Source organism: Methyloversatilis thermotolerans (assembly GCF_000372885.1).
GTDB lineage: Bacteria > Pseudomonadota > Gammaproteobacteria > Burkholderiales > Rhodocyclaceae > Methyloversatilis > Methyloversatilis thermotolerans.
In genome coordinates this window covers 3610762-3630821 of the sequence record NZ_KB889967.1, presented here as the reverse complement: position 1 = coordinate 3630821, position 20060 = coordinate 3610762, and the positions used below count along the sequence as shown (strand labels likewise).

Annotated in this window: 16 protein-coding genes; 4 read left to right on the top strand and 12 right to left on the bottom strand. The window is 66.2% G+C overall.

Features of this window, described 5'->3' with window-relative positions; genetic code table 11:
* The first annotated feature begins 92 nt into the window (after nucleotides 1-92).
* The 4 genes from ftsY to dacB are packed head-to-tail and all read left to right on the top strand — an operon-like array spanning nucleotide 93 to nucleotide 4129.
* Nucleotides 93-1142, top strand: coding sequence for a signal recognition particle-docking protein FtsY (gene ftsY, locus A3Q7_RS0116525; RefSeq protein WP_018413020.1), 1050 nt, complete (start codon nucleotides 93-95; stop codon nucleotides 1140-1142).
* Nucleotides 1143-1158: 16 nt separating this feature from the next.
* The gene (locus tag A3Q7_RS0116520; RefSeq protein ID WP_018413019.1) at nucleotides 1159-1809 is read left to right on the top strand and encodes a cell division ATP-binding protein FtsE; all 651 of its coding nucleotides are present in this window, start codon (nucleotides 1159-1161) and stop codon (nucleotides 1807-1809) included.
* On the top strand, nucleotides 1806-2705 hold the full coding sequence (ftsX, locus tag A3Q7_RS0116515) for a permease-like cell division protein FtsX (protein ID WP_018413018.1): 900 nt from the start codon (nucleotides 1806-1808) through the stop codon (nucleotides 2703-2705). The genes A3Q7_RS0116520 and ftsX overlap by 4 nt, the downstream gene beginning before the upstream one ends.
* Nucleotides 2705-4129 (top strand): D-alanyl-D-alanine carboxypeptidase/D-alanyl-D-alanine endopeptidase, encoded by a 1425-nt coding sequence (dacB, locus tag A3Q7_RS0116510; protein WP_018413017.1) that lies wholly within the window; start codon nucleotides 2705-2707, stop codon nucleotides 4127-4129. The genes ftsX and dacB overlap by 1 nt, the downstream gene beginning before the upstream one ends.
* Nucleotides 4130-4212: 83 nt before the next feature.
* On the opposite strand, the gene grxD is transcribed toward dacB, so the two are convergent.
* The 12 genes from grxD to A3Q7_RS0116450 form a co-directional block, all read right to left on the bottom strand.
* A complete protein-coding gene (gene grxD, locus A3Q7_RS0116505; protein ID WP_018413016.1) occupies nucleotides 4213-4524 on the bottom strand; it encodes a Grx4 family monothiol glutaredoxin in 312 nt (103 codons plus the stop codon).
* 37 nt (nucleotides 4525-4561) lie between these two features.
* Nucleotides 4562-5389, bottom strand: coding sequence for a peptide chain release factor N(5)-glutamine methyltransferase (gene prmC / locus A3Q7_RS0116500; protein ID WP_018413015.1), 828 nt, complete (start codon nucleotides 5387-5389; stop codon nucleotides 4562-4564).
* The gene (gene prfA / locus A3Q7_RS0116495) at nucleotides 5386-6471 is read right to left on the bottom strand and encodes a peptide chain release factor 1 (RefSeq protein ID WP_018413014.1); all 1086 of its coding nucleotides are present in this window, start codon (nucleotides 6469-6471) and stop codon (nucleotides 5386-5388) included. The genes prmC and prfA overlap by 4 nt, the downstream gene beginning before the upstream one ends.
* A 57-nt stretch (nucleotides 6472-6528) precedes the next feature.
* Complete coding sequence (gene hemA / locus A3Q7_RS0116490; RefSeq protein WP_018413013.1) at nucleotides 6529-7800, bottom strand: glutamyl-tRNA reductase; 1272 nt, start codon at nucleotides 7798-7800, stop codon at nucleotides 6529-6531.
* A gap of 117 nt (nucleotides 7801-7917) precedes the next feature.
* Complete coding sequence (locus A3Q7_RS0116485) at nucleotides 7918-8679, bottom strand: S1C family serine protease (protein ID WP_018413012.1); 762 nt, start codon at nucleotides 8677-8679, stop codon at nucleotides 7918-7920.
* The gene (locus A3Q7_RS0116480) at nucleotides 8672-9571 is read right to left on the bottom strand and encodes a transglycosylase SLT domain-containing protein (protein ID WP_018413011.1); all 900 of its coding nucleotides are present in this window, start codon (nucleotides 9569-9571) and stop codon (nucleotides 8672-8674) included. Before A3Q7_RS0116480 ends, A3Q7_RS0116485 begins: the two co-directional genes overlap by 8 nt.
* Nucleotides 9568-10635 carry an SDR family oxidoreductase gene (locus tag A3Q7_RS0116475; RefSeq protein WP_026224946.1) on the bottom strand — a complete coding sequence of 356 codons (1068 nt, stop codon included), beginning with the start codon at nucleotides 10633-10635 and terminating at the stop codon, nucleotides 9568-9570. The genes A3Q7_RS0116480 and A3Q7_RS0116475 overlap by 4 nt, the downstream gene beginning before the upstream one ends.
* Before the next feature lie 7 nt (nucleotides 10636-10642).
* Entirely contained in the window at nucleotides 10643-11923 is a 1281-nt protein-coding gene (locus A3Q7_RS0116470) for a nucleotide sugar dehydrogenase (protein WP_018413009.1), read from the bottom strand.
* 24 nt (nucleotides 11924-11947) lie between these two features.
* Complete coding sequence (gene prsT, locus A3Q7_RS0116465) at nucleotides 11948-14731, bottom strand: XrtA/PEP-CTERM system TPR-repeat protein PrsT (RefSeq protein WP_018413008.1); 2784 nt, start codon at nucleotides 14729-14731, stop codon at nucleotides 11948-11950.
* Between the two features lie 15 nt (nucleotides 14732-14746).
* Complete coding sequence (gene prsR, locus A3Q7_RS0116460; RefSeq protein ID WP_018413007.1) at nucleotides 14747-16096, bottom strand: PEP-CTERM-box response regulator transcription factor; 1350 nt, start codon at nucleotides 16094-16096, stop codon at nucleotides 14747-14749.
* 11 nt (nucleotides 16097-16107) lie between these two features.
* Nucleotides 16108-18195, bottom strand: coding sequence for an XrtA/PEP-CTERM system histidine kinase PrsK (gene prsK / locus A3Q7_RS0116455; protein ID WP_018413006.1), 2088 nt, complete (start codon nucleotides 18193-18195; stop codon nucleotides 16108-16110).
* A gap of 345 nt (nucleotides 18196-18540) precedes the next feature.
* Nucleotides 18541-19887: a TIGR03013 family XrtA/PEP-CTERM system glycosyltransferase gene (locus A3Q7_RS0116450; RefSeq protein ID WP_018413005.1), complete on the bottom strand. Its 1347-nt coding sequence runs from the start codon at nucleotides 19885-19887 to the stop codon at nucleotides 18541-18543.
* Between the last annotated feature and the right edge of the window lie 173 nt (nucleotides 19888-20060).

Here is a 20060-nt window from a genome sequence, read left to right as displayed (position 1 = left end):
TCCAAGATCGTGACGCGGGCGCCGGACCCTGTCACGCCGGTGTTTTCCCGCCGTGCGCAGCGTCGCACGGTGCATCACAGACCGTCCCCCACATGTTTGGTTTCTTCAAGAAGGACAAGCCCGCCCCCGCCGAGGCGGACGGGCAGCCCGACACCGCAGCACCCGCGGCCGGGCAGGATAGCGCGCCCGCTGCGGATGCGCCGCCGAAAATGTCCTGGGCGCAGCGCCTGCGCGCCGGTCTGGCCAAGACGCGGGCGCAGCTCGGTGGCCAGCTGAGCGCGCTGTTCTCGCGCACACGGGTCGACGACGAGCTGCTGGAAGAACTGGAAACGCTGCTCATCACGGCCGATGTCGGTCTCGACGCCACGCAGCACCTGCTGGATGCCTTGCGCGAACGGGTACGCCGCGAGCGCATCGAAGACCCGGCGCGACTGCGCGATGTGCTGAAGGAGGAACTGACGGCACTGATCGCGCCGCTGGAGAAGCCGCTCGACCTGAATGCGCACAAACCCTTCATCATCATGATCGCGGGCGTCAATGGCGCCGGCAAGACGACCTCCATAGGCAAGCTGGCCAAGCACTTCCAGTCGCAGGGCAAGAGCGTGCTGCTGGCTGCCGGCGACACCTTCCGCGCCGCCGCGCGCGAACAGCTCGAAACCTGGGGGGCGCGCAACAATGTGGCGGTGATCGCGCAGGATTCGGGCGACCCGGCGGCCGTGGTATTCGACGCAGTCAATGCCGCGCGCGCGCGCAATATCGATGTCGTGCTTGCGGACACCGCCGGCCGGCTGCCGACCCAGTTGCACCTGATGGACGAGATCGCCAAGGTGAAGCGCGTCATCGGCAAGGCCGACCCGAGCGGCCCGCACGAAGTGCTGCTGGTGCTCGACGGCAATATCGGACAGAACGCGCTGGCACAGGTGAAGGCCTTCGACGCGGCGATCGGCGTGACCGGCCTGGTCATGACCAAGCTGGACGGCACCGCGCGCGGCGGCGTGATCGCCGCCATCGCGAAGCAGCACGCGCCATCCCGTCCGATCGCGCTGCGCTATATCGGTGTGGGCGAAGGCGTGGACGACCTGCAGCCCTTCCGCGCCGACGAATTCGTCGACGCCTTGTTCGACGCACCGCAACCGGCCTGATCCCGCTTCGTCCCGCATGATCCGTTTCGAACAGGTCACCAAGCGCTACCCGGGCGGCCACACTGCGCTGGAACGTGTCGATGTCGATATCGCGCGCGGCGAGATGGTGGTCGTGACCGGGCATTCCGGTGCCGGCAAGAGCACGCTGCTCAAGTTGCTGGCGGTGATGGAGCGGCCCACCGAAGGACGCGTGTGCGTCGGCGGCGAAGATGTGTCTTCGCTCCGGCGGGCCGCACTGCCCTACTGGCGGCGCTCCATCGGCCTCATCATGCAGGACCAGCGGCTGCTGTTCGACCGCAGCGCCTTCGACAACGTGATGCTGCCGCTGTCCATCAGCGGACACGCGCCGCGGGAAGCATCGCATCGGGTGCATGCGGCCATGGAGCGGGTCGGCCTGGCCGGCCGCGAGAAGGCCATGCCGGTCGAACTGTCGGGCGGCGAACAGCAGCGACTCACCATTGCCCGCGCCATCGTGAACCGGCCGCAGATACTGCTCGCCGACGAGCCGACCGCCCACCTCGACGACGCCTATGCGCGCGACATCGCCGAACTGTTCCGCTCCTTCAACGAAGCCGGCGTGACGGTGCTGCTCACCACGCACGACGGCGGGCTGTTCTCGCGCTACGCATCGCGCGGGCTGACGCTCGCGCACGGACAACTGCAATGAACTGGTTGCGACTGCAAGTGCGCGCCGCCGGACGCGCCGCACGCCAGATGCTGCGCCAGCCCTTCAACACCCTGCTGGCGGCCGTCGTGGTCGGCATCGCGGCGGCCCTGCCCGCCACCGGCTACATGTTGCTGGGCAATCTGCAGCGCCTGGCCGGACATGTGAGCGCAGCGCCCGAGGTATCGGTGTTCATGCAGCCGGGCATTCCGGCGCAGGCCCTGCGCGACGCCGAGAAGGCGATCCGCGCACGCGCCGCGCAAGCGCGTGTCGAACTGGTGACGCGCGACGCGGCACTCGCGCGCTTCCGCGCCAATGATGCGCTGGCGGACATCCTCGACGCCCTGCCCGACAACCCGTTCACCGACGCCTTCATCGTCCGTCCGCGCGACGCCGACGCGCAGGCGCTGGAAGCCCTGCGCAGCGATCTGGCGAAGCTGCCGGATGTCGAACATGTTCAGCTCGACTCCGACTGGGCTCGCCGGCTGGATGCGGCGATCGCGCTGGGCCGGCAGGCCTTGTTCATGCTGGCCGGCGTGCTCGGGCTGGGCCTGGTCGCGGTGACCTTCAACACGATACGGCTGCAGTTGCTGACCCAACGCGACGAAATCGAGGTCAGCCGTCTGCTGGGCGCGACCGACGCCTGGATACGCCGCCCCTTCCACTGGTTCGGCACGCTGCAGGGACTGCTCGGCGGCGCGCTGGCCGGGCTGCTCACCCTGGCGGCCGGCCGCATGCTGTCACAGCCGGTGGCCGAACTGGCCGGTCTGTACAGCCTGGAATTCGTACTGCGACCGCTGTCCGCGCTCGACTGGACAGCATTGTTGTCGGTGTGTGCGCTGCTGGGCTGGCTGGGCGCCAGCGCTTCAGTGCGCCGCCACCTGTCGCGTATCGCGTGATGCGTCGCCTGCTCTGCCTGGCCGCACTGCTGCTGTTGAACGGCACGGCTGCCGCGGTGCTGCCGGCGCAGGTCATGCACGCCTTGCGCGCGGCCGACATCCCCGCGGACGCGCTGTCCGTCCATGTGCAGTCGGTGGAAGGCGGATTGCCGCGCATCAGTCATCGCGCAAAGCAGCCCATGAATCCGGCTTCGGTCATGAAGCTGGTCACCACCTATGCAGCGCTCGACATGCTGGGCCCCGCCTGGGCCTGGCGCACCGAGCTCTACACCACCGGCACCGTGCGCGACGGCGTGCTGGATGGCGATCTGTACATCCGCGGCAGCGGTGACCCGGCGCTGACTCTGGAACAGTTCTGGCTGCTTCTGCGCGATGTGCGCTCGCGCGGCGTGCGCGACATCCGCGGCGACGTGGTGACCGACCGCAGCCGCTTCGCCACGCTCGCGCACGATCCGGGCGCCTTCGACAACGAGCCGCTGGCGCCCTACAACGTCGGACCGGATGCGCTGATGCTGGCACTCAACGCCCTGCGCATCCGCATCACCCCCCTCCCCGGCGGCGTTCAACTGTGGTCGGAGCCGCCGCTGGACGGGATGACGCTGGACGCCCGGGTGCAGCTTGTCGCAGGTGACTGCGGCGACTGGAAGGACGGGCTGCTGGCGCGCCTCATCCCCGGTGCCCAGGGCGGACTGACACTGCAGATCAGCGGCCGCTACGCGCGCAACTGTGGAGAACGGGTATGGAACGTCTCGCCTCTGCCGCATGCCGATTTCTTCGCGCGCGCGCTGCGCGCGATGTGGATGGACATGGGCGGCCGCATCGGCGGTCAGGTGCGCGACGGCCGCGTACCGGCGGAGGCCCAGCCACTGACCGCGATCGATTCGCCGCCGCTTGCCGCCATCGTTCGAGACATCAACAAGTTCAGCAACAACGTGATGGCACGCCAGCTCTTCCTGTCGCTGTCTCCGGCGGGCAGTCCTGCCGATGTGCCGGGTGCCGACGCAGCGCTGCGCGCATGGCTCGCGCGGCGCGGACTGTCCATGCCCAGCCTGGTCATGGAGAACGGTTCCGGCCTGTCGCGCACCGAACGTCTGTCCGCGCTCGATCTGGCCCGACTGTTGCGGCATGCCTGGAACAGCCCGGTGATGCCGGAATTCGTGTCATCGATGCCGGTGCTGGCGGTGGATGGTACGCTGCGGCGCCGGCTGAAGAATTCGCCGGCGGCCGGACAGGCCCACATGAAGACGGGTTCGCTGGCCGACACGCGCTCCATCGCCGGCTACATGCTGGATCGCAACGGTCAGCGCGTGCTGCTGGTGGCCTGGCTGAATCACCCGAACGCCTCCCGCGCGCAGCCGGTGCTGGAAGCTCTGCTGGAATGGGTGTGGCTGGGCAATCCGGCCGCGCTGCCGGTCACCGAATGAAGCTGCGGTGCGCCATGCACCGCACGGCCGAGCCGGGCCGGGCCGCGCCCGCGCGACTGCGGCCCGCCCGCGCGGCCGCGGACTCAGAGGCCTTCCAGTTCCTTCTTCAGTTCGCCGGACTGGAACATTTCTTTCATGATGTCGCAGCCGCCGAGGAATTCTCCGCGCACATAGAGCTGGGGAATGGTCGGCCAGTTGGCGTATTGCTTGATGCCTTCACGGATTTCCATGTCCTCCAGCACATTCACCGTGTGCAGGTTCTGTACGCCCAGATGCTTCAGGATCTGGATCGCGGTAGCGGAAAAGCCGCATTGCGGGAACTGCGGCGTGCCCTTCATGTAGAGCACCACAGGGTTGCTGGTGACGGTTTCCTTGATGCGGTCCTGGACGCTCATATTCGTTTCCTTTCCGGAGGTTTGACGTTCAATCTGCTCAATAGGGTGCGACACGACCGCCGCTGATGCGTTCTATGCCGGCGAGGTCGCGCCAGGAAGCGACGTCTTCCAGGCCGGCACAGCGCATCAGCGACCGCACGGCGGCCGCCTGTTCATGTCCGTGCTCGCACAGCAACCAGCCGCCCGGCACCAGCGCGTCCGGTGCCTGCCGGCACAGCACGCGCAGCGCGTCGAGTCCGTCCTCGCCGCTGGCGAGCGCAGCCAAGGGTTCGAAGCGCAGATCGCCCCGCCCCAGATGCGGATCACCGCTGCAAATATACGGCGGATTCGACACGATGCATTCGAACTGCCGGCCGGCGACCGCTTCCAGCCAGTTTGAGGCGATCCACTCCACTTCAAGGCCAAGCCGTGCGCCATTGTCGCGCGCGATGGCCAGCGCATCCGGCGACAGATCGAGCGCGCTGACTGCGGCGCGCGGACACTGCGCCTTGATCGCCAGCGCCACCGCGCCGGAACCGGTCCCCGCATCGAGCAGACGCGGCGCGTCGAATCCGCCGATGCGTTCCAGCGCGAGTTCGACCAGGCCTTCGGTTTCCGGCCGCGGAATGAGAACACCCGGCGCCACCCTGAGCGCCAGTCCGAAGAACTCGCGCCGACCGACCAGATAGGCCACCGGCTCGCCGGCTGCACGCCGGTCCAGCAGGTCATCGAGCACGGCGTGCACGTCGGCCGCCAGCGGCTCGCGGCCGCGTGCGATCAGCCCGGCACGGCCACAGCCCAGCGCATGCGCCGCCAGCACCTGGGCATCCCGGCTGTCGATTCGGCTGCGCGCTGCGCGCAGCCAGTCGTCCAGCACGACCTTCACCCCCCCTCCTCGGCGAGCTGTGCGAGCAACTCCGCCTGGTGCTCCTGCGCCAGTGCATCCATCAACTCGCTCAGGTCGCCATCCATGATGGCATCCAGCTTGTACAGCGTGAGATTGATGCGGTGGTCGGTCATGCGTCCCTGAGGAAAGTTGTAGGTGCGGATACGCTCGGAGCGGTCGCCGCTGCCGACCAGATTTCTGCGGGTGGACGCGATCTGGCTGTCGCGCGCACGCACCTGCGCGTCGCGGATGCGTGCCGCCAGCACCGACATGGCCTGCGCCTTGTTGCGGTGCTGGCTGCGGTCATCCTGGCATTCGACGACGATGCCGGTCGGGATATGGGTGATGCGCACCGCCGAGTCGGTCTTGTTGATGTGCTGGCCGCCGGCGCCGGAGGCGCGGAAGGTGTCGATGCGCAGATCGGCCGGATTGATGTCGATTTCGCCCACTTCGTCGACCTCCGGCATCACCGCCACGGTGCACGCCGAAGTATGGATGCGACCCTGGGTTTCGGTCACCGGCACGCGCTGCACGCGATGGCCGCCGGACTCGAACTTCAGTCGCTGGTACACGCCTTCGCCGCTGACGCGGGCGATGATTTCGCGGTATCCGCCGAGATCGGATTCGCTGGCCGACACCACCTCCACCTTCCAGCGCCTGCGTTCGGCAAATCGCGAGTACATGCGGAAAAGGTCGGCGGCGAACAGCGCGGATTCATCACCCCCGGTGCCGGCGCGGATTTCCAGGAACACATTGCGTCCGTCGTCCGGATCCTTGGGCAGCAGTGCGCACTGCAGCTCTCCCTCGAGCCGGGCCATGTCGGCGACCGACTGTTCGATCTCGGCCTGGGCCAGTTCCTTCATGTCCGGATCGGCCAGCAGCGCGCGCGCCGCCTCGCCGTCGTCGCGCGCGCGGCTCCACGCCTGGTACAGCGCGATGACCGGAGTCAGTTCCGCATGCTCGCGCGACAGCTTGCGATACTGCTCGATGTCGGCGGTCACCGCCGGATCGGCCAGGGCTGCGTCCAGATCGGCAAGACGGGTGGAAAGCTGTTCAAGTTTGTCGACGATGCGCGGCTTCATGGAAACGACTGGAATGAGGGCGTGCGCCGACGGGCGGCGCGGTGCGGAGGCCGGACGCTAGGCGTCGTGGCCGTTCTGCGGAAACAGGCGCCGGACCAGATCCTCGATGTGCTCGCGCGCCTCGGGCGGCGCCTCGTTGAGCAGACGGGTCGGTCCGTGCATCAGCTTGTTGGTCAGGTTGCGCGACAGGGTATCCAGCACCTGCTCGGCGGATTCGCCTCGGGACAGCGCACGCAAAGCACGCTCGAGTTCCAGCGCACGCAGGTCTTCGGCGTGTCCGCGCAGCGCGCGTATGGCAGGCACGGATTCGCGCGCCTGTACCCATTGCAGGAAATTCGCCACCCGGGCGTCGATGATGGCCTGTGCTTCGACCACTGCAGCCTGGCGCGATTCCAGGCCGGAATCGACGATCTGCGCCAGATCGTCCACGGTGTAGAGGAATACGTCGTCCAGCGCGTCCACCTCCGCTTCGATGTCGCGCGGCACCGCCAGATCCACCATCACCATAGGGCGGTGACGGCGCTGCTTGAGTGCGCGCTCCACCAGGCCAAGGCCGATGATGGGCAGCGGACTGGCGGTACAGGACAGCACGATGTCGAAATCCGCCAGGCGATCGCCCAGCTCATCCAGACGCAATGCGTACATCCGGGTGCTGCCGCCAGCAAAGCGATCGGCCAGCGCCTGCGCGCGCTCCGGCGTGCGGTTGGCGATGGCCATCGCGCGCGGCGAACAGCCGGCGAAATGCGCGGCACACAGCTCGATCATTTCGCCGGCGCCGACGCACAGCACGTTCTGGCCGGAAATGCTGCCGAAAATGCGTTCCGACAGATGGACGGCGGCGGCCGCCATGGACACGATATTGGCGCCGATCGCCGTGGTCGAGCGCACTTCCTTGGCGACCGCGAAACTGCGCTGGAACAGCGTGTGCAGCAGGGCGCCCAGAGTGCCCGCGCCTTCGGCCACGCGCACCGCCTGCTTCATCTGCCCGAGTATCTGCGGCTCACCCAGCACCATGGAATCCAGACCGCTGGCCACGCGGAACACATGGCGCACCGCCTGCTGCTGCTCAAGCTTGTAGATGTAGGGCGCGATTTCCGACGGGCCGATGCGGTGATACTGCGCCATCCAGTCGAGCGCGCTGTCCGGGTCGTTGGTGGCGCAGTACAGCTCGGTCCGGTTGCAGGTGGACAGGATGGCCGCCTCCTGTACCGGACGGGCGCGAGTCAGCTCCCCGAGCGCCTCCGGCAGCGCCTCCGGCAGGAAGGTCATGCGTTCGCGCACGGCCAGCGGGGCCGTGTGGTGGTTCAGACCGAGCGCGAACAAGGACATGGGCGGGTGTTATCCGGGGAGTACGGTGACGGCAGCGCAGCACCGCGGCACGGCCAGCGGACTGCGGATAGATGCCGCGAAGTATAGCAGCGGGCCCGCGCGCGCCCGACCGGCGACTCAGCGCACCGATTCGAGCAGTGCCGCCAGATGCGCGATCGGGACCGCGTAGCTGATGCCGCTCGGCTGCGACAGCACGCTTTCCTTGCCGGCCTTGACCAGCACCATATTGAGTACGCCGATCACCTCACCGCTTTCCGCATCGAACAAGGGGCTGCCGCTGTTGCCCGGATAGGCGGTGGCATCAAGCTGGAACACGCTGAAGGTACCGCGCGCCAGACGGTTGCGGTTGGCCGTATTGAGCTGGCTCACGTGGTCGACCGGGATCACCATGGGCGTGATGGCCGACACGATGCCGCGGTGGGTGACCGGCACGAAGCCCAGCACGTTGCCGATCGGAAATCCGGTAAAGGCGATGGTCTGGCCTTCGCGCACCGCTTCCGAGCGCCCCAGCGGCAGGGCCGGCAGGGCCGGCCCCTGGATGCGCAGGATGGCCAGATCGTGCTCGGTGCTGGAGGCCACCACGGTGGCTTCACGCACCTGCTGCCTGCCACCGACACTGGCCAGCACGGCCAGCGTTTCCAGCCTGTCCTTGTCCAGCACCTGGTTGGCGACGTGCGCATTGGTCGCCACCAGCGTGCCGTCACCGATCACGAAGCCGCTGCCTTTCAGCTCGAACATGGGCGCGCGTGATCGCATATGGGTGCCGACGATCACGATGGCGGGCTTGATGCGGGCAATGGTGTCCGGCAGATCGGCGCGGACCGCGAAGGGGGCGGTCAGCAGCGCCGCACAGATCAGGCGTCGGGCCGGATCAACCACGGCGCGAAAGCAGGCTGCGCAGCACCGGCGAGGGCTGCGTCACGCTCTGGTCGAAACGGTGTTCCGTCTTGCCGAACAGGGCCTGGATACGCTTCACGTACTCGCGGGTTTCGCGATAGGGCGGCACGCCACGGTATTTGTCGACTGCGCCCTCACCGGCGTTGTAGGCAGCCGTGGCAAGCACCACGTCGCCTTCGAAGTAGGCGAGCAGCCAGCGCAGGTAAGCCATGCCACCGCGAATGTTCTGTTCCGGATCGTAGGCGTTGCGCACATTGAAACGCTCGGCCGTCTCCGGAATGAGCTGCATCAGGCCTTGCGCATTCTTCGGCGACTTCGCATTCGGATTGAAATCGGATTCGGTGCCGATCACCGCCAGCACCAGATGCGGATCGATATCGTAATGCGGCGCCAGCGCCCGGACGATCTCGATCACGCGCCTGCGTTCGGCGGTGGTGGCAAATGCCGCTTCCAGATCCGGGGGGATACCGGCGACCTGGACCGGCTCGGGCACGGGCGGGTCCTGCATGCACGGAGGCAGGTCGCGCGTGGGCTGTCCGGTGAACCGCAACATGCGCTGCGCGTGCTCATGGCCCTGGCGCGCGGCAAGGTCGAAGAAGGTTGCCGCCAGCGCATCATCGCGCTCGACGCCGCGTCCGTTCGCGTACATCCAGGCGAGATTGAATTGCGCATCGGCGTCGCCCAGTTTGGCCGCCTGACAATAGAGTGCGACCGCCCTCACCGGATCTCGCTGCACGCCCTCGCCGTGCTCGAAGGACTGAGCCTCCGCGAGCAGGCGACGCACCGTGCTGTCGCCGTCCGACGCGAACGCCGGCAGCGCGGTACATAGACCGGGCAGCAGAATGCAGGCGAATCGGCGCAGCAGATGGGTCATGTCGGAACGGATGCGGTGCGGGACGGTGCGAATCGGGCGACATACCAGTTCATCGCCTCGGCCAGGCCCTGGTCTACATCGTGCGTGGGCGCATAGCCGAGCAGCGTGCGCGCTCGGGTGATGTCGGCCAGGGAATGCCGGACGTCGCCGGCGCGGAAGTCCCGATACTGCGGTTGCGCGGCAGCGATGTCCGGGAAGCGTGTCACGAGACCGGCCCGCATGGATGCAAACAATTGATTCAGCGAGGTCTGGCGATAGGCCGCCACGTTGTAGACCGTGTTGCAGGCAGCGGCTTCCTCGGTCAGACCGGCGAGCAGATTGGCCTGCACCGCATTGTCCACATAGCAGAAATCGCGACTGGTTTCGCCGTCGCCATTGATGTGCACCGTTTCGCCCAGCAGCAGCGCGCGCGCCCAGCGCGGAATCACCGCCGCGTAGGCGCCGTCCGGATCCTGGCGCGCGCCGAACACGTTGAAATAGCGCAAGCCGATCACGCTCATGCCGTAGCAGCGCGCGAACACGTCGGCGTACAGCTCGTTCACGTACTTGGTGACCGCATAGGGCGACAGCGGCCGGCCTATCACGTCCTCGACCTTGGGCAGCGACGGCGAATCGCCATAGGTGGAACTGGATGCGGCATAGACGAAGCGGCGCACCTGCGCGTCGCGCGCAGCCAGCAACATGTTCAGGAAGCCGTTCACATTGGCATCGTGCGAAGCCAGCGGATCCGCCAGCGAACGCGGCACCGAGCCGAGCGCAGCCTGGTGTAGCACGACATCCACGCCGGCACACACGCGGGCACAGGTCGCGAGGTCCCGGATATCGCCTTCCACGAAGGTGAAGCGGCACGCGGCATCCGCACCGACGGCAGCCCTCACTTCATCGAGGTTGCGCCGGTGCCCGGTCGCGAAGTTGTCCAGTCCGACCACATGCTGGCCGGACAGCAGCAAGGCCTCGACCAGATGCGAACCGATGAATCCGGCCGCGCCGGTCACCAGCCAGCGTCGCGCATGCGCGTCGAGCCGGCCCGCCAGAGCGGCGGGCAACTGGGCAGGATGCGTCACGGCGCGTTCACAGCCGCCACACGTTGACGCCGTGCGCCTCGAGCGCGGCTGCGTCGAACTGGTACTTGATGTCCGACAGTACGCCACCCTTCTTCAGCTTGGCGACATAGTCCGACAGCGGGCGCGCCCTGAACTCGTTGTGCGACACGGCGGCGACGATGGCATCCACTGCCGGGATGTCGTCCCAGCGCACCAGCGACACCCCGTACTCGTGCTCGGCTTCGGCCGACTCGGCCACCGGGTCGTGCACGATCACCTCGACGCCATAGCTTTCCAGTTCGCGGATCACGTCAATCACGCGCGAATTGCGCAGGTCGGGACAGTTCTCCTTGAAGGTGAGGCCGAGCACAAGCGCCTTCGCACCCTTCACCGACGCCCCGCTCTGGATCAGCTTCTTCACCGTCTGTTCGGCCACATACTTGCCCATGCCGTCATTGATGCGTCGCCCGGCCAGGATGACCTGCGGGTGGTAGCCCACCATGTCCGCCTTGTGCGTCAGGTAGTACGGATCGACACCGATGCAGTGGCCGCCGACCAGGCCGGGGCGGAAGGGCAGGAAGTTCCATTTGGTGCCGGCTGCGCGCAGCACCTCCTCGGTATCGATGCCCAGCTTGTTGAAGATGATGGCCAGTTCGTTAACGAAGGCAATGTTCAGGTCGCGCTGGGTGTTCTCGATCACCTTGGCAGCCTCGGCCACCTTGATGCTGGATGCTTCGTACACGCCGGCGGTGATGACCGCCCGGTACAGATCCGACACCTTCTTCAGCGTGTCCGGCGTATCGCCCGACACCACCTTCAGTATCCTGGTGACGGTGCGTTCCTTGTCGCCCGGATTGATGCGCTCCGGCGAATAGCCGACATTGAAATCCTGCAGCCATTTCATGCCCGAGAACTTCTCGATGACCGGGATGCACACCTCTTCGGTCGCGCCGGGATAGACCGTGGATTCGAACACCACGACCGTCCCCCGCTTCATGTATCTGCCACAGGTTTCGGATGCGCCCACCAGCGGCGAGAAATCCGGCTGGTGCGCGTCGTCAACCGGCGTCGGCACCGCGACGATGATGAAATCGGCGTCCTTGAGCGCCGACCCGTCCGTGGTCACCTTGAGCTGGGTGGCCGCGCGCAGGTCCTCGCTGCTCACCTCGCCGGTCGGGTCGACGAATTCGCGATACGCGGCGACCTTTGCCTCGGACATGTCCAGACCTATGGTGGGCATCTTCTTGCCGAATTCCACGGCAAGCGGCAGGCCGACATAACCCAGACCGATGACGGCAATCGTGGCCATCTGGAGCTCCTAGTTAGATGATGTTCACAGTGATTTCAGCAGCGCGGCGGCTTCCGCCGAGCCGGGATAGTTACGCCCCAAGGCCGCAAGTTTTTCGAGATGCGGACGCGCCTCATCCTTCAACCCGCCCTGAACCAGGGCGCGCGCGAGATTCAGTCGCACATCGTTCGCCTGCGGCGCCTTTTCCACCGCACGGCGCAGCATGGCAAGTCCTTCCGCCTTCTTGTCGGCACTGATCAGCACCTGTCCATAGGTATCCAGCACGGCAGGATTGTTGCCCGCGCGACGGTAGGCGCGCTCCGCATAGCTCAGCGCCGAAGGATTGTTGAGCTTCATCAGACCCCAGGCCAGATTGTTCAGCACCAGCACATTGTCCGGCGCAAGCGCGTTGATTTTCTGATACCGCGCCACCGCAGCCTCGTAATGGCCCCGCACCAGATCGGTATCGGCCAGATGGATCTGCACCGCCACATCCTTCGGATTTTTCTGCTGCCACGCGTCGGCAAGCCGGACGATCTCGGCCTTCTGTCCGTCCAGATCAAGTACCGACAGCAGACGGATGAGCACGCCGGCCGAAGGCTCCAGCGCATAGGCCTGGCGGAACGACGACAGCGCGGCAGACCGCTGTCCGGATGCCAGTTGCACATCGCCCGCGACCATCCAGCCCACCGACCGCTTGGGAAACTTCTTCTGGATGTCGGTTGCCACCTGCATTGCGTCGGCGAAGGATTTGCGACCGACATGGACGGCTGCGAGCTGCACCATGAAATTGGGCGCATCAGGCTGCAACTGTATGGCCTTGCGCACGATCTGTTCGGCTTCGCCCCATTTGCCTGCATTCGTCAGTGCAACCGCCAGCTGGCTCAGCAGGTTCGCGTCATTGGGCGCCGCCTCCACCGCCTTGCGCAATGTCGCCTCGACCTGATCCGGCTTGCCCGCTTCCGCCTGGAGATTGGCAAGCAGTTCGAGCATGCGGGCATCGCCCGGCATGGCGTTCACCGCGTCCTGTGCCGCAGCGATGGCCTTGTCCCGGTCGCCGCGCAGGCGCGCCAGCTGTACCAGCGCCGCGCGCGGCTGCAGCGCCTTGGGGTGTGCCTTGACCGCGCGTTCGAGCAGGCGCTCGGCGTCCGCCACACCCTCGGGTTTCTGCGCCTTGAGGCCGGCAAGCGCAAGCAGCGCATCAAGGTGATCGGCATCCTGTTCCAGCACGCGCTCGAAGCGTTTGCCCGCGGCATCGACCTTGCCTTCGGCGACATCGAGACGCGCCAGATTGGATACGGCCGGGAAATAGGTGGGCTGCAGTTTCAGCGCCTGCTCGAAGGCCGCGCGCGCGGCCGGCATGTCGCGTTTCATCAGATAGGCCGATCCGCGCAGATTGGCGGCAATCGGATCTTCCGGTCGCTTCCTGGCCAGCGCATTCAGTGCCTCGATCGCTGCGTCGGGCTTGCTGTTGCGCAGATGGGCCAGCACCAGCATGAGGTCGGCGCGCGCTTCGGTGTCCCTGGACGCCGCCGACTCCAACGCCTTGACGCCCCCGTCGTAATCGCCATTCGCAAGACGGACCAGCCCGACCTGGGACAACGCATTCACGTCGTCGGGACGTCCGCGCAACGATCCTTCGAAGGACTTCAGCGCGGCTTCGCTTTCGCCGCTGGCCAGTTGCACCTGACCCGCCAGGGCGAGCACTTCAGGATGAGTCGGGTTGGCCTTGAGCACCGGCGCGAGCGACTGCTGGGCCTTGGCGACGCGTCCGGTGCGCAGATAGCTGCCTATCAGCACCTTGCGCATCAGCAGGGAATCGGCGCCGCGTGCAATCACCTTTTCGGCGTACTGTTCCGCCTGCGCATAGGCCTGCAACTCGAAAGACACCAGTGCCGCCAGCGACAGGGCAGGCAGATTGTCCGGCGACTTGGACAGCACCTTGTCTACGCTTGCGCGCGCCTCCTCGTACTTCTGCGTGCTGGCAAGCAGGTAGGCATTCAGATAATCCACCTCGAGCGCCTGTGGCGTGGCCTTGCGCAAGGCGTCCAGTTCCTGCCTCGCGTCATCGTAGCGACGCGCCTCGATCAGGGCGCTCACCACCAGACGACGGGCGGCTACGAGATCGGGGCGCAGGGACGCCACCTTGCGATAGGCCGCGATCGACTGTTCGGAACTGCCCTCGAGCTTGAGCATTTCCCCGTCCAGGAACCACGCCTCGGCATTGGCCGGATTGTCGACCAGCAAGGGCTTCAGCAGAGCCCGCGCGTCGCCGAAACGATTGGCATAGGCGAGCTGGCGCGCCTTGCCGACCACCACGAAGGGCTCTTCCGGCAGCACCGCGATGGCGCTGTCGAAGTGCCGGCCCGCCGCTTCCGTGTTGCGCGCGGCGAGATCCGCGTATCCGAGCGCGGCATCGAGAATGGCCTGACTTCCCGGTTGATCCAGCCGGGTCGTGGAAAAGCGCGTGGTGATCAACTGGAACTGGCCGGTTTCGGCGAGCAGCCTGGCCAGCAAGGGCACCGCCTCGTCCTTCGACGCGCCCAGTTCCAGCGCACGATTCAGCTCCTTCTCGGCTGACGCCATGTCGCGCATGCGATAGGACACCGTTCCCAGCGCGAGGCGTGCCGCCGCGAAATCCGGATTGATCTGGAGCGCGTTCTTCAACTGAATGGCTGCGCTGGACAGATCCTTGGCTTCCATCGCCGCCGTCGCCTGCTGCAGCAGTTCTTCCGGTGTCTGCCTGGCCGAGCAGGCCGCCAGGGCGACCCCGAGCGCCGCGGCCAGGGCGAGCCGTCGGGTCACCTTCAGTGCATTGCGTGAATTCATGGAATCTCCTGCGCTTCAGCGCAGACCGAAACGGTTCATCAGGTCGTAAAGGGTGGGGCGGCTGATGCCCAGAAGCTCGGCCGCCTTCACCATATTGCCATCCACCTTGGCCAGCACGGTCACCACCGCCTTGCGTTCGGCCTCTTCGCGTATCTGACGCAGATTGAAGAACGCAGTCTTTTCGCTGGCCGGTTTCAGCCCCAGGTCGTCCACCGATATCTGGTTGCCATCCGCCATGATGGTCGCGCGCTTCATGCAGTTCTCGAGTTCGCGCACATTGCCCGGCCAGTTGTGCGCCTCTATTGCGCCGACGGCCTCGCGCGACAGCGTGAGCGAGCCGCGCCCCTGTTCGCCGGCGAAGCGGCGGACAAAGGAATGCGCCAGCAGTGCCGCATCACCCTCGCGCTCGCGCAGCGGCGGGATGGTGACCACGATTTCCGCCAGTCGGTAATAGAGATCCTCGCGGAACCGCCCCTCGGAAATCAGCCCCTGCAGGTTCTGGTGCGTGGCACAGACCACGCGCACATCGATGGGAATCTCGTCACGCCCGCCCAGGCGTTCGATCACGCGCTCCTGCAGGAAGCGCAGCAGCTTGGCCTGCAGCGGGCCGGGCAGATCGCCGATTTCGTCGAGGAAAAGCGTCCCCTTGTGTGCCACCTCGATCTTGCCCGGCGTCTGCTTCGTGGCACCGGTGAAGGCCCCCTTCTCGTAACCGAACAGTTCGCTTTCCAGCAGGTTGTCGGGAATAGCCGCGCAGTTGATCGCCACGAAACGCTCGCCCGCACGCTCGGATCGGTCGTGCAAGGTTTTCGCCAGCACTTCCTTGCCGGTGCCGCTCTCGCCGAGCAGCAGCACGGTGGCGCGCGTCGCGGATACCTTTTCGACCGTGCGCAGCACACGCAGCATATTGGCATCGCGCGTGATGAAACGGCCTTCCGCACCGAGGTTCTGGTTGGCGAGCCGGGTGTTCTCGGCCTGCAGGTCGTACAGGCGGAAAGCGCGCTCGATCAGCAGTGCCAGCAGTTCAGGTTCGAAGGGCTTGGCGTAGAAATCGTATGCGCCCATGCCTATGGCGCGCAGCGCGTTCGCCCGGTCATTCTGTCCGGTCAGCACGATCACCTTGGACTGCGGCGACAGCGCCATGATGTCGCCCAGCAGGGCCATGCCCTCGGTCACATCGTCCGGCGCGGGGGGCAGGCCGAGGTCCATCGTGATCACCGCCGGTTCATGGCGCCGGATCTGCGCCAGTGCAGATTCCCGATCGCTGGCGAGCACCACCTCGTAACCATCGAAGCTCCAGCGCATCTGTTTCTGCAATGCCGGATCGTCCTCGACGATCAGCAGCGTGCGACCCTTTTCAGCCATGTGACTCCCGGTCAGGTGACGGCGTGGTCGGCCGTCTGCTGAGGAAAAACAAGCCGGAACAGACTGCCTCTGCCCGGTTCACTCTTTACTTCGATACGCCCGCCCAGGTCCTGGATGTAGCGGAAGCTTTCATACGCGCCGATGCCCATGCCGTTCGCCTTGGTGGACTGGAAGGGCTTGAACAGGCGCTCGCGGATGAATTCCTCGGTCATGCCGCAGCCGCTGTCCTCGACCTCGACCACGACATCGCCGGCATTCCTCCGCGCCCTGATACTGACTTTACCGCTTTGCGGCGTGGCATCCAGTGCATTCTGCACAAGATGCCCCACAACCCGTTCTATCCTGTCTTCGTGCGCCCGGATGACCAGGCCGTCCTCGACTTCCAGTTGCAGCGGGACCGCGGCTCGCGAGCGGGTGCGATGCAGACGCTCCAGCAAGGGCGACAGCGCGACCGGCGCGGCCTGCTCGATCGGCTGGGTGCCGGAACGCAGTTGCAGGAGCATGCTGTTCATGCGGCCGACCGCGTGCTCTATCGTTTCCAGCATGTCCTGCTGGAACTCGGGATTGTCGCGATGTTTCTCCGCATTGCGCAGCAGCAGCGACAACTGTGCGATCAGATTTTTCAGGTCGTGCACGACGAAGGCGCTCATCTTCGAGAAGGCTTCGAACTTCTTCGCCTCTATCAGGGCCTCCATCGCCTGCGTCTGGTTGAGTACACCGGCGACCTGGCGGCCGGCGGTCTTCAGCAGGTCGCGCACTTCCCAGTTCAGGTCCATCACCGCTCGCGGCCGGCACAGCACGACGAAGCCGAGCGGCATGTCTTCGCTGCCGAGCGGGGTGATGAGCCACGCATCGGGAATGAGGCTCACCCATTGCGGCAGCCTCAGATTGCCATAGGCGCCGGGGCGGGCACGATACTCCTCGAGGTTCACCACCCACATGCGCCCCAGCAGAAGCGCCACCAGCGGGCTGTCGGCGGGTTCCTCCGCGACCAGTTCCGGCAGATTGAGGCGGGCCGCCGGCGCATACTGCCCCCTGTCGTTGCGCAGCCACAGCATGCCGCCCGGACTTTCCACCAGATCCGCCATCACGCGTATCGCCGCCTCGCGCAGCATCGGTACGCTCGATGCGCGGTACAGCGTGTCCGCGAGCTTGAGCCACTCGGCGCGGTAGTCGTAGCGCAGGCTGAAGAAGTGCTTGTTCACGAATACGCGCAGGCGCGCCCGCACGCTGCCGGACGCGATGGACGCCAGCAGACCGAGTGCCCCGCTCGCCAGCACGACGGTCTGCAGGGCCTGCCCCCAGGCCCCCCCGAAGAAGCGCACGTAATAGCCGGCCAGCGCGATGATGAGCAGGGCGGCGCCCACCATGAGCAGCGCCGAGGTGTGGAAGACCGCTTCGCGCGACACATTGATGCGTATCGACCACTCGCGTATGCGGGCGCTGGACGCGGCAAAGAGCGGAATCGCGATCGCATGCAGCAGGCCGCGCACCGACCACAGATTGGAATCGAGCTCGCGGAACATCAGCGACTCGGCGAAAAAAAACAGGTCGAACATGAGCGTGAACGCCAGGCCCAGGGCCATGGGCTTCACGCCCCAGCGCCACTCGCGCGGCGTGTTGCGATAGAACTGTTCGGTCATCATGATGCCGAGCAGGCTGAGAGCCAGGCCTGCGCCGGTGAACCACACCAGCATGTCCCGGTTGCCCGGCAGCAGCCATGCGCACAACGCGTAGGCCAGCGACGACAGGAGTGCGCCCGACAGCCCCGCCTTGAACAGCCACGGCGCGCGCAGCAGAAGAACGCGCACGCGCTGTCGCCCGACCGGGTCCACGACGCAGGCGAGCATGAAAGTCATGAACAGCAGGGCGTGCAGCGCGTCGGCCGCATGGGCCAGCGCCCAGGCAAGACGGCCGGGCGCCCAGGCGAAGACGGCCTGACCCCCGCACCATGCCGCCCCTGCGCCCATGGTCCAGGCAAGCAGCCGCGCGCGCGCGGACTGGCCCGCTCCCAGCAGCAGTTGCAGCATGAAGATGAGGAATGCGCACGCCGCGGCGGAATACGCATACAGCGCCACGCTGGCGGGAAGAAAGTCCATCGACGAAGGAAACGTCAGGTCCGCATGTACCGGGAATGATCGGGCTGTCGGCACAGCGGCGACCATTCCCACCGGAAACGACCTGCTTGCACGGAAGCGGAGGCACTCACGTCGAAAATGCACGTGACGGCGCTCGGTGCAGCCCGCCAAGCCACTGCTGACGGCGCGCGGCTAGGGCACGACCCTCCGTCCGGCTCGTCGTCGCATCTCGGTGCTTCAGGCGCTTCAAGCCTGCGATTTGAACACAGCGGAAGAAGGTACGGGTCCTGGACCGGACCCGTCATGCGGTGACATGTCACGAACCGGACTGCAACGGCCCGTCCGACGGACTGCACACCGATGCGTTCAGCGTGCGCCCTCTCCGGTCAGCACCACGCGCACGGTCTGCAGCAGCACGAGCAGATCGAGGAAAAGCGTGTGGTTTTTCACGTAGTACAGGTCGTACTGCAGCTTCTGCACCGCGTCGTCCACCGAAGCGCCATAGCTGTAGCGCACCTGGGCCCAGCCGGTGATACCCGGCTTCACGCTGTGACGGGCGGCATAGAACGGAATCTGGTCAGTGAGCTGATCGACGAAATACGGGCGCTCCGGACGCGGACCGACGAAGCTCATGTCGCCATGCAGCACATTGAAGATCTGCGGCAGCTCGTCGATGCGGGTGCGACGGATGAAATGGCCGATGCGGGTGATGCGGTCGTCGTTGCTGCCCGCCCAGCGCGGCTTGCCGTCGGCTTCGGCGTCGAGCCGCATGCTGCGGAACTTGAGCACCTTGAAGGTGCGGCCACCCTGGCCGACACGCTCCTGGCGATAGATGACCGGACATCCGGATTCGATCGCGATGGCGATGGCGGTCAGCAGCATGATGGGCGCGGTCAGCACCAGCAGCACGCTGGCCGCCGCAATGTCGAACACGCGCTTGACGGCGGCACGGGCGAAACCTTGGCGGAAACCGTCGCCATAGATCAGCCAGCTCGCGCGCAGCGTGTCCAGGCGGACCTGGCCGCGCATGCGTTCGAAGAAGCTCGACAGGTCGTTCACCGTCACGCCGGCCAGCTTGCAATCCAGCAGTTCGCGCAGCGGAAGCACTCCGCCGCGACGCTCGCGCACCGCCACGACGATTTCGTTGGCGCGGAATTCGCGCGCCTTCTGCATCACGCAACTGCCTTCCGGCAGCACCATGCTGGACGGCACGTCAATCGAGCTGTCCGAGGCGACCGGCACGAAACCGACAATGGTGTGGGTCGAACTGGCGGAATTCGATACCGCGGCCCAGACCGACGCCGCCTCGGCACCGGTGCCGACGACCAGGATGCGGCGCACGAACATGCCGGCACCATCGGCCTGTACGAAGGAGGCGGCGCGCAGCAGCAGGATGCCGCCGAAGCCGAGACAGAGGGACACGTCCAGGGCCGGCATCGCCACGCTGCCTTGTGGCAGGAGGCGGAACACGAGGTAGGCGACCGGCAGGCCAAGCAGGAAGGCGAACAGCACGCGACCGACCAGTTCCAGCAGATTGCGCGGCTGTTCGCGCTGGTAGAGCCCGAGCGCGCTCATGAGCAGGGTCATCAGCAGGGCGAACACGGATGCGGGCAACAGCGCAGGCAACAGCGTATCGATGCCGCCCGGGGAACTGATCCAGGCTGCGCCAAAACCCGCGATCAGAAGCAGGACCGCCTCAGCAACAAGTCTCATGAGCGTGACGGAGGGTACGTAATGACTGAACAGTCTGACCACAATCAACCCCTTTTGCCGGTTGCACCGGAACCGCCGTGCAACCCACCGAATATGTTTTTGCGACAAATGCGTCGCACGCGTTGAGGCCGAACGATATGGACATGCCCGCGTATTGGGCGTGAATCTGGTCA